This window comes from Starkeya sp. ORNL1 (genome assembly GCF_012971745.1).
In the GTDB taxonomy this organism is placed as follows: Bacteria; Pseudomonadota; Alphaproteobacteria; order Rhizobiales; family Xanthobacteraceae; genus Ancylobacter.
The window spans coordinates 434505-450576 of sequence record NZ_CP048834.1 but is presented as its reverse complement, the minus strand read 5'-3'; the positions used below and the strand labels follow the sequence as shown (position 1 = coordinate 450576).

The 16072-nt window shown below is 66.2% G+C and carries 16 protein-coding genes and 1 pseudogene; 4 read left to right on the top strand and 13 right to left on the bottom strand.

Going from position 1 to position 16072, the window contains the following annotated elements; genetic code table 11:
- The first annotated feature begins 244 nt into the window (after positions 1 to 244).
- The 3 genes from G3545_RS02140 to G3545_RS02130 all read left to right on the top strand — a co-directional run bounded on the left by G3545_RS02140 (position 245) and on the right by G3545_RS02130 (position 2999).
- Positions 245 to 409: a DUF1127 domain-containing protein gene (locus tag G3545_RS02140; RefSeq protein WP_170009412.1), complete on the top strand. Its 165-nt coding sequence runs from the start codon at positions 245 to 247 to the stop codon at positions 407 to 409.
- Between the two features lie 107 nt (positions 410 to 516).
- The gene (trmFO, locus tag G3545_RS02135; protein WP_170009410.1) at positions 517 to 1947 is read left to right on the top strand and encodes a methylenetetrahydrofolate--tRNA-(uracil(54)-C(5))-methyltransferase (FADH(2)-oxidizing) TrmFO; all 1431 of its coding nucleotides are present in this window, start codon (positions 517 to 519) and stop codon (positions 1945 to 1947) included.
- Entirely contained in the window at positions 1944 to 2999 is a 1056-nt protein-coding gene (locus G3545_RS02130) for a serine/threonine protein kinase (RefSeq protein WP_170009408.1), read from the top strand. Before trmFO ends, G3545_RS02130 begins: the two co-directional genes overlap by 4 nt.
- 10 nt (positions 3000 to 3009) lie before the next feature.
- Here G3545_RS02130 and G3545_RS02125 read toward each other — a convergent pair whose 3' ends face one another.
- The 6 genes from G3545_RS02125 to yajC all read right to left on the bottom strand — a co-directional run bounded on the left by G3545_RS02125 (position 3010) and on the right by yajC (position 8335).
- Positions 3010 to 3807, bottom strand: a complete 798-nt coding sequence (locus G3545_RS02125) for a peptidoglycan-binding domain 1 protein (RefSeq protein WP_170009406.1) — start codon at positions 3805 to 3807, stop codon at positions 3010 to 3012.
- A 76-nt stretch (positions 3808 to 3883) separates the two neighbouring features.
- Complete coding sequence (locus G3545_RS02120) at positions 3884 to 4729, bottom strand: phytoene/squalene synthase family protein (RefSeq protein ID WP_170009404.1); 846 nt, start codon at positions 4727 to 4729, stop codon at positions 3884 to 3886.
- Positions 4730 to 4876: 147 nt separating this feature from the next.
- On the bottom strand, positions 4877 to 5254 hold the full coding sequence (locus G3545_RS02115; RefSeq protein ID WP_170009402.1) for an Mth938-like domain-containing protein: 378 nt from the start codon (positions 5252 to 5254) through the stop codon (positions 4877 to 4879).
- 14 nt (positions 5255 to 5268) lie between these two features.
- Positions 5269 to 6228 carry a protein translocase subunit SecF gene (secF, locus tag G3545_RS02110; protein ID WP_170009400.1) on the bottom strand — a complete coding sequence of 320 codons (960 nt, stop codon included), beginning with the start codon at positions 6226 to 6228 and terminating at the stop codon, positions 5269 to 5271.
- Between the two features lie 17 nt (positions 6229 to 6245).
- Complete coding sequence (secD, locus tag G3545_RS02105) at positions 6246 to 7844, bottom strand: protein translocase subunit SecD (RefSeq protein ID WP_170009398.1); 1599 nt, start codon at positions 7842 to 7844, stop codon at positions 6246 to 6248.
- Positions 7845 to 7996: 152 nt separating this feature from the next.
- The gene (gene yajC / locus G3545_RS02100) at positions 7997 to 8335 is read right to left on the bottom strand and encodes a preprotein translocase subunit YajC (protein ID WP_170009396.1); all 339 of its coding nucleotides are present in this window, start codon (positions 8333 to 8335) and stop codon (positions 7997 to 7999) included.
- A 186-nt stretch (positions 8336 to 8521) separates the two neighbouring features.
- Between yajC and G3545_RS02095 the strand changes: the two genes are divergently transcribed.
- On the top strand, positions 8522 to 9427 hold the full coding sequence (locus G3545_RS02095; protein WP_170009394.1) for an ATP-binding protein: 906 nt from the start codon (positions 8522 to 8524) through the stop codon (positions 9425 to 9427).
- 110 nt (positions 9428 to 9537) lie between these two features.
- Here the strand turns inward: G3545_RS02095 and G3545_RS02090 are convergent, their stop codons facing one another.
- From G3545_RS02090 to G3545_RS02060, 7 genes and pseudogenes are all read right to left on the bottom strand, one after another.
- Positions 9538 to 10761: a M23 family metallopeptidase gene (locus G3545_RS02090; RefSeq protein WP_246702654.1), complete on the bottom strand. Its 1224-nt coding sequence runs from the start codon at positions 10759 to 10761 to the stop codon at positions 9538 to 9540.
- A gap of 296 nt (positions 10762 to 11057) precedes the next feature.
- Complete coding sequence (locus G3545_RS02085; RefSeq protein WP_170009392.1) at positions 11058 to 11729, bottom strand: protein-L-isoaspartate(D-aspartate) O-methyltransferase; 672 nt, start codon at positions 11727 to 11729, stop codon at positions 11058 to 11060.
- A gap of 159 nt (positions 11730 to 11888) precedes the next feature.
- Positions 11889 to 12653, bottom strand: coding sequence for a 5'/3'-nucleotidase SurE (surE, locus tag G3545_RS02080; RefSeq protein WP_170009390.1), 765 nt, complete (start codon positions 12651 to 12653; stop codon positions 11889 to 11891).
- Positions 12653 to 14011, bottom strand: a complete 1359-nt coding sequence (gene serS, locus G3545_RS02075) for a serine--tRNA ligase (RefSeq protein ID WP_170009388.1) — start codon at positions 14009 to 14011, stop codon at positions 12653 to 12655. The genes surE and serS overlap by 1 nt, the downstream gene beginning before the upstream one ends.
- 28 nt (positions 14012 to 14039) lie before the next feature.
- Positions 14040 to 14837, bottom strand: a complete 798-nt coding sequence (gene tatC, locus G3545_RS02070) for a twin-arginine translocase subunit TatC (protein ID WP_170009386.1) — start codon at positions 14835 to 14837, stop codon at positions 14040 to 14042.
- Between the two features lie 527 nt (positions 14838 to 15364).
- Positions 15365 to 15670 (bottom strand): annotated as a pseudogene (gene tatB, locus G3545_RS02065) (Sec-independent protein translocase protein TatB); the annotation flags it as partial.
- Positions 15671 to 15730: 60 nt separating this feature from the next.
- Positions 15731 to 15958 carry a twin-arginine translocase TatA/TatE family subunit gene (locus G3545_RS02060; protein WP_170009384.1) on the bottom strand — a complete coding sequence of 76 codons (228 nt, stop codon included), beginning with the start codon at positions 15956 to 15958 and terminating at the stop codon, positions 15731 to 15733.
- Positions 15959 to 16072 lie beyond the last annotated feature (114 nt).

Here is a 16072-nt window from a genome sequence, read left to right as displayed (position 1 = left end):
TTGGACCGGAATGACGGCAAACCGGAAATATCTTCCGCAGCGCACCATCCTGGATGCGGCCGGACCGTGGCAAACGTCTCAGAAAGTGAATGGAATATGAACTTCGCATGCGCAGCATGCAGGGCTGGAATGCCACATGCCAGCTACCGGATGAGCAGGGTGTCGAATATATAGGCAGCAACATGCTTAGCGAGTGTGCAGCCGAACCGGCCGTCACCCCCGCTGTCTGATAGGAGAATGAACCATGCTGCTCTTCGGCTTTATCGCCAAGCAGATCCGTCGCTGGCAGGCTTACCGCCGCACGATGATCGAGCTTTCGGTGCTGGACGATCGCACGCTGGCCGACATCAACGTGTCGCGCAGCGAGATCGCCAACGTCGCCCGCCGGGCCGCCGCTTCCGCGGCCTGAACGGACCTGCAAATAAGACCAAAACGGCCCCGGCTTTCCGGGGCCGTTTTGTTTTGGCCGGCTTCATTCCGTGCTAACAGGCCCCTCCAATATTCGGACGGAGCGGAATGACAGCAACGATGCGCCCGGTTCATGTGATCGGTGGGGGGCTTGCGGGCTCGGAAGCGGCCTGGCAGCTCGCCCGGCGCAGCGTGCCTGTGGTGCTGCACGAGATGCGGCCCGAACGCGGCACCGACGCCCACAAGACCGACGGGCTCGCCGAGTTGGTCTGCTCCAATTCCTTCCGCTCCGATGATTCGACGTCGAATGCAGTCGGCGTGCTGCACGCCGAGATGCGCCGGCTCGGCTCCCTGATCATGAGCTGCGCCGATCGCCACCAATTGCCCGCCGGTGGCGCATTGGCCGTGGATCGCGACGGCTTCTCGCAGGCGGTGACCGCCGCGCTCGAAGCTTCCCCGCTGATCGAGATCGCCCGCGGCGAGGTCGCCGGCCTGCCGCCGGAGGACTGGGACAGCGTGATCGTGGCCACCGGCCCCCTCACCTCGCCCGCGCTCGCCGAGGCCGTCCGCGCCCGCACCGATGAGACCGCGCTCGCCTTTTTCGATGCCATCGCGCCGATCGTGCATTTCGATTCGATCAATATGGACATCGCCTGGTTCCAGTCGCGCTACGACAAGCCGGGACCGGGCGGCACCGGCGCCGACTACATCAATTGCCCGATGGACAAGGCGCAGTACGAGGCCTTCGTTGCCGCCCTGATCGCCAGCGACACCGTGCCGTTCCGCGAATTCGAAGCCGCCACGCCTTATTTCGACGGCTGCCTGCCGATCGAGGTGATGGCCTCGCGCGGGCCCGAGACGCTGCGCTACGGCCCGATGAAGCCGGTCGGCCTGACCAATCCGCGCTCGCCGGACGTGAAGTCGCACGCCATCGTCCAGCTACGGCAGGACAACGCGCTGGGCACGCTGTTCAACATTGTCGGCTTCCAGACCAAGGCCCGCCATGCCGAACAGGTGCGCATTTTCCGCATGATCCCGGGACTGGAGAATGCCGAGTTCGCCCGGCTAGGCGGCCTGCACCGCAACACTTATCTCAATTCGCCGAAGCTGCTCGACGGCACTCTGCGCCTGAAAGCCGAGCCGCGACTGCGCTTCGCCGGCCAGATCACCGGCTGCGAGGGCTATGTGGAGAGTGCGTCGATGGGCCTGCTCGCCGGCCTGTTCGCCGCTGCCGAGCGTCGCGGCGAGGCGCTCACTCCGCCGCCATCGACCACAGCGCATGGCGCACTGCTCGGCCACATCACCGGTGGACATATCGAGACTGTGGAAGCGGGTCCGCGTTCCTTCCAGCCCATGAACATCAATTTCGGCCTGTTCCCGCCGCTCGACGCGGTGCCGACCCGCGATGCCGAAGGCAATCGCCTGCGCGGCAACTCCAAGACGGTCGCCAAGAAGCAGGAAATGGCGCGCCGCGCGCTGCGCGATATGGATGCCTATGCGACCAATATCGCCGGCGTTCCGCACGAGGCCGCCGCGTGACATCAGGTGCGTTCATCCTGGATTCGGTGCTGAAGCGCGACATCTTCAGCACCATCGAGCGCGGCATCTGGCGCGATGCCACGGGTGAGCATCCGGCGGTGCGCCGGCGCTATGACGACGTGAAATGGTGGGTGAAGCCGCTCGCCCGCAGCTTCGCCCGGCGCGAGGCCAGGGCGTTGCGCCGCGCCGAGGGGTCCGGCCACACCGTGCCGGTCTATGAACTGGCCGAAGGCTATCTGGTCCGCGGCTTCGTCGACGGGGTGCCGCTGCAGCTGGCCCGTCCCCATGGCGACCTGGCCTGGTTCCGCTCGGCGCGGGCGGGCCTGCGCGAAGTGCACCGCCGCAACATCGCCCATAACGACCTCGCCAAGCAGCAGAACTGGCTGCGCGCGGCGGACGGCTCGGCGGTGCTGATGGATTTCCAGCTCGCGGTCTGCTTCCGGGGCCGCTCGAAGCTGTTCCGCATCGCCGCCTATGAAGACATCCGCCACCTCCTCAAGCACAAGCGCAGCTATTGCCCCGAGGCGCTGACGCCGCGCGAGAAGAGGATTCTCGCCCGCAAGAGCGTCTTCAACCGGGTGTGGATGGCGACCGGCAAGAAGCTCTACATCTTCGTCACCCGCCGCCTGCTGTCCTATCAGGACACCGAGGGCCGCGGCCCGCGCGCCATGCAGGAAGGCCCGCGCATCGCCCCCGAGATCGCCGGGTTCGCGGGCGTACGGGACGTGCACATCACCGATTTCCCCACCGCCGGCGGCAGTTTCGGCCTCTATGCCTTCGTGGAGGCGGACCCGGCGGTCACCGCCGAGGCGCTGCACGCTCATGTGGCGGGTCGACTGCCCGGCCAGCTTCCGCCCGAGCACATCCAGGTCGTCGCCGCCCTGCCACGCAGTGCGGACGGCACCGTGCGCGACGACTTGCTGCGCCTCGTCGCGCTCAACCAGATCGATCAGATGGCGCTCTTGCCGAAGTCCGACGCCGAGGCCGCGGCGCTGGAGCCGATTGTGCGCGGACGGCTGAACCTCACCGACCGCCTGCGGCGCGGGATCTGACGGTGCGCTTTTACAAGCCGAAGCGCGAAAAGTCCCACGCGCCGGAATTCACCCAGCCGTCGCCCATGGCGATCGTGCCTTTTCGATTGAGCACGACATGGCGCCAGGCGCTCGAAGCGGTCTTGGAGCGCAGATAGCTCATGGCGAGGATCTCCAGCTTGTCGCCGTCCGCCTTGTTGCGCCAGGCGTCGGCATTTTTGCGGGCGTCGCGCACATGGCCGCTATTGCCCCGCTGGGATTTCAGGAAGTCGCAGATCAGGTCGTCGGTGCGCTGCGGCCCGGTCGCCGCGATGAAATCGGTCACTTCCTTGCGGGATAGCCCGTCGAGTCCGCCATTCTGCGTCACCAGATCGAAGAACCAGCAGAACAGCCGTTTGCCGGGCTCGACATTCTTGTTCCAGGCCTTGGCCTGATCCATCGCGGTCTGCGCCACTCGGCCAATCTTGGCGTCCTGCTGGGCGCGCATCTTGGCGGTGTCCATGAGCGCGCGCAGTTCCGCCTTGGCCTTGGGCTTCAGCGCCGAACCGTTCTGCCAGCTGCGCACGATGGAGAGGCCGCGCGAGATCGGGGAATTGCACGCCTCCCACATCGCAGCACCGAAAGTGGGCATGGCGCCGAGCACCGCCGTCTTGCCGGCGGCCTTCACCATGGGCTGCAGCGAGTTCTGCCCGATATTCCATTGCAGCGCGCCGCAGGAGATCCCCATGCCGTCGAAGTCGCCCGAGACCCCGAGATAAGGATCCCCCTTCACCTCGAATCCCGGCGTGATCGCGACGGCGGCTTGTACCCATCCATCCGGTATCGCCATGACACGGCCCCCCGTTGCTGGCTTCACGAGAATGTCGCAAATCCGCCACTTAGGCGAGCGTCTTTTGAGGGCCGGCTCAGATACTCCGCGACGCCCGCCACAGCCGCCACAGCCGCGCCAGCGGCGGCAGCGAGGGCACCGCGACGAAGGGATCATGCTCGCGCCGCTCCATGCGCGCGAGATCGCCCGGTACCAGAGCGAGCGGCAGGAAGGCCGGCAGGTTCTCGCGTGCCACCCCGCGCAGCGCCGCCTGCGCCTGCTCATAATGCCGGCGAGCCAGGTTGAGCATGTCGGCAAGCGCGGCGCGCAGGCCCGGCGTGACGGTGCCGGACACCGCCTCCTCCCGGCCGACGCCATGGGCTTTCAGCAGATCCAGCGGCACGAAGCATTGGCCGCGCCTTGCATGCAGCGGGAAGGCGCGCAGCAGGCCGGTCACCGCATAGGCGACGCCGGCATGGCCGGCCGCCTCGGCGGAGGCCTTGTCGGTGGCGCCGGTCAGCACCAGCGTTGCCAGCCGGATGAGAGCTGAGGAGGTCTCGCCGGCATAGCCTTCGAGATCGTTCACGTTCGGCATCGGATCGTCATAGAGATCGAAGATGCGGGCATCGACCAGTGCGAACAGCGCCTCTTTCGGCAAATGATAGGTGGTGATGGCATCGAGCAGCGCCGCCGCCACCGGATTGGCAGCAACGTCGCCGCGCGCCTCGCCGATCAGCGCGTCGCTCCACCATTGCAGGCGCACCTCGCCGGCCATCGGATTGGTGATGGCTTCGCGTACCCGCGACACTTCGATGTTGAACGCATGCAGCGCGAACAACGCGTCGCGCCGCTCCGCCGGGGCGAACAGGTCGGCGACATAGCGGTCGCGATCGAGCGTGCGGACCAGCTCGGTGACGTGCGCGATGGCGGTGGGATCGGTCATGGGTCCGTTGAATCGTGTTCGGCTTCAGCATCCTTCGAGGCTCGCTGCGCGAGCACCTCAGGATGACGTGGTTCTATAAGCAACGTCATCCTGAGGTGCGAGCCAAAGGCGAGCCTCGAAGGATACTCAAGCGATGCCACGTCACTGCTACGGCAATGCCAGCAGCGCCGCCGCCACCAGCCGGCCCTCGCCCAGCAGCACATTGTAGGTCGAGGCGGCGGCACGGGTCGGCATGGCGTCGACGGAGAGGCCGGCATCGCGCAGTCGCCAGCGCAGGGCGTCGGAGATCGCCCAGGGGTCGGTGCCGGTGCCGATAATCAGCAGTTCCAGCGCCCTCGCCTCTGCGAACACCAGGGAAAGCGCGGCAGCGTCGATCTCCGCCGTGGTGCGGGGCGCCCAGCCATGGATGCCGGAGGGCAGCGCGAGGATCGAACCTTCCGAGGCCATACCGGCGAAATGGAAGAAGCCGTGGCCATAGCCTTCGATCGGCACCTGTCGCGGCAGATGGGCGTCAGGAGTGGCCATGGGAATTCGGGCGATCAGGTCGTCGCCCGCTCCGCCTTGGGGTTCGGCCCCTTCACGTCGGCCTTGGCCTCCATCGTGCGCGTCGTCACGCCGAGATAGATCAGAAGCGGCGAGGCGATGAAGATGGAGGTGTAGGTGCCGACCAGCACCACGCCGAACATCATGACCACCGAGAAGGAGTGGATCGCCCGCCCGCCGAACAGCACCAGGGCAAGCAGCGCCAGCGTGACGGTGACATGGGTGATGACCGAGCGCGACAGCGTCGAGTTCACCGAATGGTTCAGCAGCTCGTCCGTCGGCATCTTCTTGTAGCGCCGCAACATTTCGCGGATGCGGTCATAGATGACGATGGTGTCGTTCAGCGAGTAGCCGAGGATGGTCAATAGCGCGGCGACGCTGGTCAGGTCGAAGTCGATCTGGAAGATCGACATGAAGCCGATGGTCAGCACGATATCGTGGAAGTTGGCGATCGAGGCGCCGAGCGCGAACTGCCATTCGAAGCGGAACCACAGATAGATCAGGATCGCCACCACGGCGAGCATCAGGCCGATGATGCCGTAGCTGAGCAGCTCCTGCGAGACGCGCGGCCCCACCACCTCGACGCGGCGATACTCCACCTGGTCGCCGAGCGTGGCGCGCACCTTGCCGACCACGGCCTGCTGCGCCTGCTCGCCGCCGGGCTGCTGGGCGACGCGGATCAGCACCTCGCCGTCATTGCCGATCTCCTGGATCTGTACCTCGCCGAGGTTCAGGTTCTCGAGCTTGGAGCGGACATCGGAGATGTTCAGCGTGTTGTTCGGCCAGCGCACCTCGAGCAGCGTGCCGCCCTTGAAATCGATGCCGAAATTCAGGCCGAACGTCAGGAAGGCGACCAGCGCGACGATGGAAAGCACCGCCGAGATCGGAAACGAGATGCGCCGGAAGCGCATGAAGTCGAAATTTGTGTCGTCCGGTACGATGCGGAGCAAGCGCATTTTTCTCTCCGCCCTTGTCAGATCGGTACGTGCTGCGGGCGCTTCCAGCGCACCCACATCGCGACCATGAGGCGCGTCAGCGTGAAGGCAGTGAACACCGTGGTGATGATGCCGATGCCGAAGGTGATGGCGAAGCCGCGCACCGGACCCGAGCCGATATAGAACAGCACCGCCGCCGCGATGAAGGTGGTGATGTTCGAATCGAGGATGGTGGCCAGCGCCCGGGTGAAGCCGTGGTCGATGGCAGAGATCGCCGAGCGTCCGGCACGGGCTTCCTCGCGGATGCGCTCATAGATCAGCACGTTCGAATCCACCGCGATGCCGACGGTGAGCACGATGCCGGCGATGCCGGGCAAGGTGAGCGTGGCGCCGAGCATGGCGAGCAGGCCGAGGATCATGCCGACGTTCACCGCCACCGCGAACACCGCAATGACGCCGAACAGGCCGTAGGTGGCGATCATGAAGGCGGCGACCAGGGCGGCGCCGACATAGGAAGCCAGCATGCCCGCCGCGATCGAATCGGCACCGAGGCCGGGACCGACGGTGCGCTCTTCCACCACCTGCAGCGGCACCGGCAAGGCACCGGCGCGCAGCAGGATGGCGAGGTCGTTGGCCTGCTGCACAGTGAAATTGCCGCTGATCTGGCCGGAGCCGCCGGTGATCGGCTCGCGGATCACCGGCGCCGAGATCACATGGTTGTCGAGCACGATCGCGAAGGGCCGCCCGACATTGGCCTGCGTCGCCTCGGCAAAGCGACGTGCGCCATTGGTGTTGAAGCGGAAATTGACGACCGGCTCGCGGGTGTTGGAATCGAAGCCGGGCTGGGCATCGACGAGATCCTGGCCTGCGACCAGCACGCGCTGCTCGATCAGATAGGGCGTCGGCGGATTGTCCTGCGACATCAGCACTTCGGAACCAGCAGGCGGGCGCGTCTGCTGCGCCTGCTGCGCGCTCATGGTGCTGTCGACCATGCGGAAGGCGAGTTGCGCGGTCTGGCCGAGCAGCGCCTTCAGGCGCGAGGGGTCCTGCAAGCCCGGCACCTGCACCTGGATGCGGTCAGCGCCCTGGCGCTGGATCGAGGGCTCGGTGGTGCCGAGCTGGTCGATACGCTTGCGAATGATCTCGATCGACTGCGACACCGCCTGGATGGTGCGCGACTGGACACCGGCAGAGGTCGGCGCCAGCGTGATGGTGTTGCCGCTCTGGGTGACGTCGGTGTCGAGCTGCCCGGCACCGGACATCACCCCACCGATCGGCTGCGCCAGTTCGCGCAGCTTGGTGAAGGCGGCCGAGGAATCCTGGCCGTCGCGGATCGTCACCACCACCGCATTGCCCTGGATGGCGAGGCCGCTATAGCCGACGCGGGCATCGCGCAGCAGACGGCGGGCGTCGTCGCGAAGCGTCTCCAGCCGGCCTTTGCGCACATCGTCGGCGCTGACCTGCAGCACGATGTAGGAGCCGCCCTGGAGATCGAGACCGAGCACGATCTTGCGCTGCAGGAAGCCCGGCAGCTCGGCAAAATGCGCGGGCGCCAGCAGGCTCGGCACCGCCATGAGGCAGATGATCGCGCAAACCGCGGCGATCGCCAGAGCCTTCCATCGGGAAAAATAAAGCATGTACGTCTTTCCGGGGCGGCGCTTTTGCCCTTATCGTTCGGATGGCAATCCGAACGATAAGAAAGTGCTCTAGATTCAATAAGCTAGAGCATATTCTTGTCGCAAGGGTCATTCAACTTTTGCGGAATATGCTCTCAGGCGCCGCCAATGCGTCAGGCCGCGCCTTCGTCCTTGGCCGGCTCACCCTTGGCGCGCACGTCCGAGATCATCGAACGGAGCTGGCGGATCTTCACATTGTCCGCGAGCTGAAGTTCGATCTCATTGTCGTCGATGACGCGCGACACCTTGCCGATGAGGCCACCCGAGGTGACGACGGTGTCGCCGCGGCGGACCCCCTTCACCATCTCCCCGTGCGCCTTCACCTTGCGCTGCTGCGGACGCAGGATCAGGAAATACATGATCACGAAGATCAGCACGAAGGGAATGATGGACGTGATGAAACTGGTGGCGTCCGGGCCGGCGGCCTGCGCATAGGCGGGCGTAATGAACATGGAAGTCCCTTGTCCGTCGAAATACGTGACGGGCGCGAACCGCCCGGCGAAGCGGCGCGGACTATACTGACGCGCCTGCGGTTTGCAAACGCAGATAAAGCCGGACAGATCACGTTACGGAAGATGGCGCCTTCACTTGCAGGCAAACGCCGCGCCCGGTATCTCCCGGCCGGCAAGGAGCCTCACATGACCACCGCTTCCCCGGATGCCGCCGATCTCAGCCTTCTGCTCGTCCGTATCGCCGACGCGCTCGACCGTCTCGCCCCGCCGCGCGCGGCGAATGTCGACTTAGCCGCCGCCGATGCGTTTGTCTGGCACGCCGATTCCGGCCGCCCGGAGCCGGTAGCGAAGGTCAACCGGGTCGACATGGAGCTGTTGAAGGGCATCGACCGCACCCGCGACGTGCTGGTGGACAACACCACCCGCTTCGCCCGCGGCCTGCCCGCCAACAACGCCCTACTGTGGGGCGCGCGCGGCATGGGCAAGAGCTCGCTGGTCAAGGCCGCCCATGCGGCGGTCAACGCCGACCTCGGCAAGGACGGCAAGGCACCGCTCAAGCTGGTGGAAATCCACCGCGAGGACATCGAGACCCTGCCGGCCCTGATGGCGCTGATGCGCCCTTCGGCCTTCCGCTTCATCGTGTTCTGCGACGACCTCTCCTTCGACGCCGACGACACCTCCTACAAGTCGCTGAAGGCGGTGCTGGAAGGCGGCATCGAAGGGCGGCCGGAGAACGTCATCTTCTACGCCACGTCGAACCGCCGGCATTTGCTGCCGCGCGACATGATGGAAAATGAGCGCTCGACCGCCATCAATCCCGGCGAAGCGGTGGAGGAAAAGGTCTCCCTTTCAGATCGTTTCGGCCTGTGGCTCGGCTTCCACAAATGCAGCCAGGACGAATATCTGGCGATGGTGAACGGCTATATCGCGCATTTCGGCATCCGGATCGATGCCGACGAACTGCGCCGCGAGGCGCTGGAATGGGCGACCACGCGTGGCGCGCGCTCGGGCCGCACCGCGTTCCAATATGTGCAGGATGTGGCGGGGCGGCTCGGCGTGGCCCTGACGGAGAAGCCGGCCGCCCCGCAGTGACCGGCGCCAAGGTCCAGACGTCGCGCCGGTGTCCACTCGCCAGCGCCACAAGGCACTGACGAAAAAGGGCTCGGTGTTCCGAGCCCTTTCTTTTTTAATCCTCGTTCGGCTCAGAGCCCGGCGAGGTGGGAGCTCGGATCGACCGGCTGCGAGCCCTTGCGGATCTCGAAATGCACCTGCGGCGAGGTCACCGAGCCGGTCTGGCCGGCCTTGGCGATGGTTTGGCCGCGCTTCACCGTCTCGCCCTTCTTCACGTCGATCTCGCTGTTGTGGGCATAAGCCGTCACCCAGCCGTCGGCGTGCTTGATGAGCACGAGATTGCCGTAGCCCTTCAGCTCATTGCCGGCATAGGCGACGACGCCGTCCTCGGCGGCCTTGACCGACGTGCCTTCCGGCACCGAGACATTGATGCCTTCATTCTGCTGGCCGCCCGGCTTCGGGCCGAAGCCGGAGATGATGCGACCACGCACCGGCCAGCGGAACTGCATGCCGGCCTGCTTGTCGTCATCCTTCACCGCGTCTTCGGCGGGCTCCGCCGGCTTCACCGCGGCGATGAGCTGGGCATTCTTGTCGGCGGCGCCGGCCGCTGCGACCTGCCCCACCGCCTTGTTGTCGCCCGGCTTCGGCTTGGCCGGAGCTGCAGCCACCACCGGAGCGGTCGTGGCAGGCTTGGCAGCCACGTGCGCGGCAGGAGCAGCCGTCGTTGCTGCCGGCTTGGCAGCATTCGCCGCCAGCGAGCCGGAACCCGGGATGGTGATGCGCTGGCCGATGCGGACCGAGCCGTTGACGTCCATCTTGTTGGTCTGGGCGAGCGTCGTGCGCGGCACGCCATAGAGACGGGCGATGGAGGTCAGGCTCTCGCCGGACGTCACCACATGAGTGCCGCCGCCGGCCGAGGCCACGGGCGTCCGCGCGGGGGCGGCGGATGCATGGGGCGCAGACAAGGTCTGCGGGCGGGCGCCGTAGATCGGCTGCGCCGCCGGCGGCGGATTGGAAGCGTAGGAAGCCGGAGCCGCCGGGGCTGCCGCGCCATAGGGCGAGCCGCCATACGGCTGGCCGCCCTGCGGAGAGATCTGCGCCGGCGCGCCGTAGGACGGAGCCGGCTGGTAGCCGCCCGGAGCGCTCATCGGCGCGCTCTGCACCGCCGCGGTCGGCGCCGAGCCCACCGAGCCGGTATAGGCCGGAGCCATGCGGTCGCTGGCGGCGAACGGGTTGGAATTGGGATCACTGAACCGGTTGGTATCGGCGCTGCACGCGGCGGCCGTACCGGCCAGAAGGGCTACTGCGGCAAGCCGCACCAAGGGCGCCGAACCCGACATTGGAAAGCTACGCATCGCACCACACCCGAACGCTACACACGTCCGCATTAAGGGGGCGTATAGGTAAACACGGGTTTAAACGACGCAGCGGCGGGAAAAGATTCGGGCGGATTCGCGGCGACTTGCGGATTGACGGTTGCGAAAAAGACACAGTCGCGACGTGAGTCGACGGAGGCGGGTCGCTCGGCTTCAGCATCCTTCGAGGCCGGCCGTTGGCCGGCACCTCAGGATGAGGTCGCTCTAAAAACCACGTCATCCTGAGGCGTGAGCGAAGCGAACCTCGAAGGATGCTCAAACCGAGCGCCCTGCCCTCACAGCACCTGCGCCACGCCCTTCAGCAGCGGCACGAAGCGCACCGGCACCATCTCGCGCTTGACGATGCCGTCGGCGGTGAGCGCGAAGCGGGTGAGCATCTGCGTGTCCTGTGGCGGACCCACCGGGGCGACCAGCACCCCACCCTGCCGCAACTGGTCGAACAGCGCGGGCGGCACCTCATTCACTGCGGCCGTGATGATGATCCGGTCATAGGGCGCGCGCGGCGCGTAGCCGGCCGAGCCATCGGCCACGACCACCTCGATATTGGTATAGCCGAGCCGCCTCAGCCGCTCCGCCGCAGCCTGCGCCAGGGTGCGGAAGCGCTCCAGCGTCACAACCCGCTCGGCGATCTGGCCGAGGATGGCGGCGTGGTAGCCGCTGCCGGTACCGATCTCCAGCACTGAATGCGACGGCTTGAGGTCGAGCGCCTCGGTCATCAGCGCCACCACCGCCGGCTGGCTGATGGTCTGGCCGCAGGAGATCGGTAGCGCCTGGTCGACCCAGGCCAGCGAGCGGCAGGCAGGATCGACGAAGCGTTCGCGCGGCACCTGTTCAAAGGCGCGCATCAGCAGCGGATCGCGTATGCCGCGCTTGCGCAACGTCAGCAACAGCTCGGCACGCTCCAGCGCATCGTCCGCCTCGGGATCGGGCACGAAGGTCACTCGCATTACGGATCGGCCTTATAGTTAATCTCTGCGGCCGGCGATGCCAGCGAATAGAGGTGCTCTGCTGCAACATCCTTCGAGGCTCGCTGACGCTCGCACCTCAGGACGACGTAGGAGGTGCTCGGGCAATGTCCGAGCCTCGAAGGAGGCTCAAGCCAAGCGCTACCTTCCGAAGCGCTGGGCCAGCTTCGTCATCATCGGCTCGTCGGTCATGTCGAGCCGTAGCGGTGTCACAGAGATGCGGCCCTGGTCGAGGGCATGCAGGTCGGAGCCGTTCACCGTCTCGAACCGACGCTTCTCGAAGGCGATCCAGTAATAGGGATTGCCGCGCCCGTCATTGCGCTGGTCGATGCGCAACAGGTCCTGGTTGCGCGTGCCCTGCGCGGTCACCGCAACGCCGGCGACCTGGTCGACCGGCCGGTTGGGGAAGTTGATATTGACCAGGATGCCGGGCGGCAGCCCCTCCTCCAGCAAGGTGCGGATCACGCCGGGGCCGAAATGCTCGGCGACGGTGTAGGGCGGGGCGCTCCTGGTCTCCAGCCCGTAGGCCTGCGACAGCGCCATGGAGGGGATGCCGAGCACCGTGCCTTCGATGGCGCCGGCGACCGTGCCGGAATAGCCGACGTCCTCGGCGACGTTCTGCCCGCGATTGACGCCGGACAGCACCAGGTCGGGCCGCACATCGGTCATGATGTGCCGCACCGCCATGATCACGCAGTCGGTCGGCGTGCCCTTCACCGCGAAGCGCCGCTCCTCGACCTGGCGCAGCCGCAGCGGGTCGGACAGCGACAGCGAATGCGAGACGCCGGACTGGTCGAACTCCGGCGCCACCACCCACACATCGTCCGAGAGCGAGCGCGCGATGCGCGCGCAAGCCTCGAGGCCGGGCGCGTGAATACCGTCGTCATTGGTGACAAGGATGCGCATCAGCCGATTTTCTCGATCCGGTTCAGCCCACCCATATAAGGCTTCAAAGCCTCCGGAATTGCGACGGAGCCGTCGGCATTCTGGTAGGTCTCGAGGATCGCCACCATGGCGCGGCCGACGGCGACGCCAGAGCCGTTCAGCGTGTGCACGAAGCGCGGCTGCTTGCCCTCTTTCGGGCGGTAGCGCGCATTCATGCGCCGCGCCTGGAAGTCGGTGCAGGTCGAGCAGGAGGAGATCTCGCGATAGGCTTTCTGCCCCGGCAACCACACCTCGATGTCGTGGGTCTTGGCCGAGGCGAAGCCCATGTCGCCGGTGCACAGCGTCTGCACCCGGAAATGCAGGCCAAGCTTCTTCAGCACCGCCTGCGCGCAGGCCAGCATGCGCTCATGCTCGAACGCCGACTGCTCGGGCGTGGTGATGGAGACCAGCTCGACCTTGGAGAACTGGTGCTGCCGGATCATGCCGCGGGTATCGCGCCCTGCCGCGCCCGCCTCGGCGCGGAAGCACGGCGTGAGCGCGGTGAGCCGCAGCGGCAGCTCTTCCTCCGAGAGGATCGATTCGCGCACGAGATTGGTGAGCGGAACCTCGGCGGTGGGGATGAGCCAATAGTCATCGCCAGCGCGGAACTGGTCGTCGCGGAACTTCGGCAGTTGCGCCGTGCCGAACATCACCTCGTCCTTCACCAGCAGCGGCGGCGACACTTCGGTGTAGCCGTGCTCGCTCGTGTGGGTGTCGAGGAAGAACTGGCCGATGGCGCGCTCCAGCCGCGCAAGCTGGCCCCGCAGCACCACGAAGCGAGCGCCGGAGAGCTTGGCCGCCGCCTCGAAATCCATCATCCCCAGCGCTTCGCCGATCTCGAAGTGCTGTTCGGGCTTGAACAGATAGGCGTCCGGCGTGTCGTCCATCACGCCACGCCACATCGGCACCGGAACATCACCGGAAGGCAGATCGGGCCGCGGCACAAGTTCGTAGGAGACGTTCTCGCTCTCGTCCTTGCCATCCGGCACGTCATCGAGCGGGACGTTGGGAATGCCGGCGAGCGTGTCGTGCAACTCGGCCTCGACCGCCTTCACCTCGGCTTCGAGCGCCGGGATGCCGTCCTTGAGGCTCGCGACCTCGGCCATCAGCGCTTCGGCCGTCGCCTCGTCCTTCGCCTTCTTGGCGGCGCCGATCTCCCTGGAGGCGGCATTGCGGCGAGCCTGCAGCTCTTCCAGTTTCACGATGCCGGCCCGGCGGCGCTCGTCCAGCGAGACCAGAGCGTCCACCAGCGCCTGCGCTTCGGAAGCGTCCGTCCCGCGCCGAACCAGTGCGCGCACGAGCCCCTGCGGCTCCTCGCGGATCCATTTGATGTCGTGCATGGACGTCTCGCCTTAGCCTCGATCCCGTTTATGCGGCGGGGCTCGACGCCTCGCCATTCTCTGCCGCCGCGCGCCTGCGCTCGACGATGCGCACGAGGTAGACCGAGACCTCATAGAGAAGCAAGGTCGGGATGGCGAGTGCGAGCTGGCTGATGACGTCAGGTGGCGTGAGCACCGCCGCGGCAATGAACACGCCGACGATGGCATAGCGGCGGGCTTTCTTGAGCTGCTCGGAGGTCACCAGCCCGATCTGCGCCAGCAGCGTCAGGATCACCGGCAGCTGGAAGCAGATGCCGAAGGCGAAGATCAGCGTCATGATCAGCGAGAGATATTCGCTCACCTGCGGCAGCATGGAGATTTCCGCCGAGCCCGGCCCGGCCGCCTGCTGCATGGAGAGGAAATAGGTCATCGCCAGCGGCATGGCGACGAAATAGACGAACGATGCCCCCAGCAGAAAGCATACCGGCGTCGCGATCAGATACGGCCGGAAGGCACCGCGCTCGTGCTTGTAGAGGCCCGGCGCCACGAACATGTAGATCTGCGTCGCCACCACCGGAAAGGAGATGAAGGCAGCGCCGAACATGCCGAGCTTGATCTGGGTGAACAGGAATTCCTGCGGCGCGGTGTAGATGAGCTTCACGTGCTCGGTGCCGCCGGCTGCGAACTCATACGGCCACAGCAGGATGTTGTAGATCACCTTGCCCAGCATGAAGCAGGCGAAGAAGGCCACGAAGAAAGCGATGAGCGACTTGATGAGCCGCGAGCGCAGCTCGATCAGATGCTCGATCAGCGGTGCCTTCGAGGCATCGATATCTTCCTGGCTCATGCTGCGTCCGGCCCTTCATCGCCGGCAGTCGTTGTCGTGTCGGTTGATGTCTCGGTAGTCGGCGTCTTGACCCGCGCCCGCGGCTTGCGCTTCGGCTTCTCCGCCGTGCTCGCGGTGTCGTCCAGCGCCGCGACCGCCTCGCTCAGCTCCGGCTCGGCCGGCGCCGTCGCCACGCGGGGCTTGCGCTTTGGCTTGGCAGGCACTGCCGCGGGCAGATCGTCGGCAAACAGATCGGCCGGCGCACCCTCGATGGCCACCCGCGCCGCGGCGGCATCCGGTTCGACGGTCGCGGGCTTCACGTCATCAAGTTTGGAATCCAGCGGCCTGGCTTCGACCGGCGTTGTCGTGGCCGCTGGCAGCGCTTCGGGTTTCGCCCCGCCCGAAACGATGTCCTCGAACGCATAGGGCTCCAGCGGCGGCGGCTCTTCCGGCTTTGGCAACTGCGCCTCGACGGCGGCGGTCGCCGGATCGATGCCGGTCGCCTGGGCAGCGGCGTCCTCGATCTTGGTCGCCGGCTCGCCCTTGCGGCCCTCGATAGCGTCCTTGGCGGCTTTCACCTCATTCTCGAGGTCAAGCAGCGGATTGCTCGGCAGCGCGCCGGCAATGCTCTTGTTCGCGTCTTCGGTGAAGTCGGTGAAGCTCTTCTTCAGGCCGTCAAGTTCGGCCTCGCGCAGCGCTTCCTGGAATTGTCCCTGGAATTCGCCTGCCATACGGCGCAGCTTGCCCACCATCTGCCCGACAGTGCGCAGGACTCCCGGCAGCTCCTTCGGCCCGATAACGACGAGCGCGACGATGCCGATGACGAGAAGCTCGGACCAGCCGATATCAAACATAGATCATGCTGGGGCCGCGCGGCGCGGCCCCTCCCCGTTCCGTTCGGGCCGAGGATCGGATCAGCCGACCTTGCTGCGCTCGGCTTCGACGCCGGGCTGATGGTCGATGGTGCGCGTCGGCTCGGCCGGCTTGGTCGCCGCCGTGTCCTCGTCGTCCGCCATGCCCTTCTTGAACGCCTTGATGCCCTTGGCAGCGTCACCCATCAGCTCGGACAGCTTGCCACGGCCGAACAGCAGGAGCACGACCACCAGCACGATGATCCAGTGCCAGATGCTCAAACCACCCATAACATTACTCCTCTACGGTATGCGGCCGGCCCCTTGCGGCGGCGTACCTGAAATCAGTTGGGACACTAGAGCACGATCGTTTTTCAGGGAAGCGCCATCGCTTTCCCCACAAAC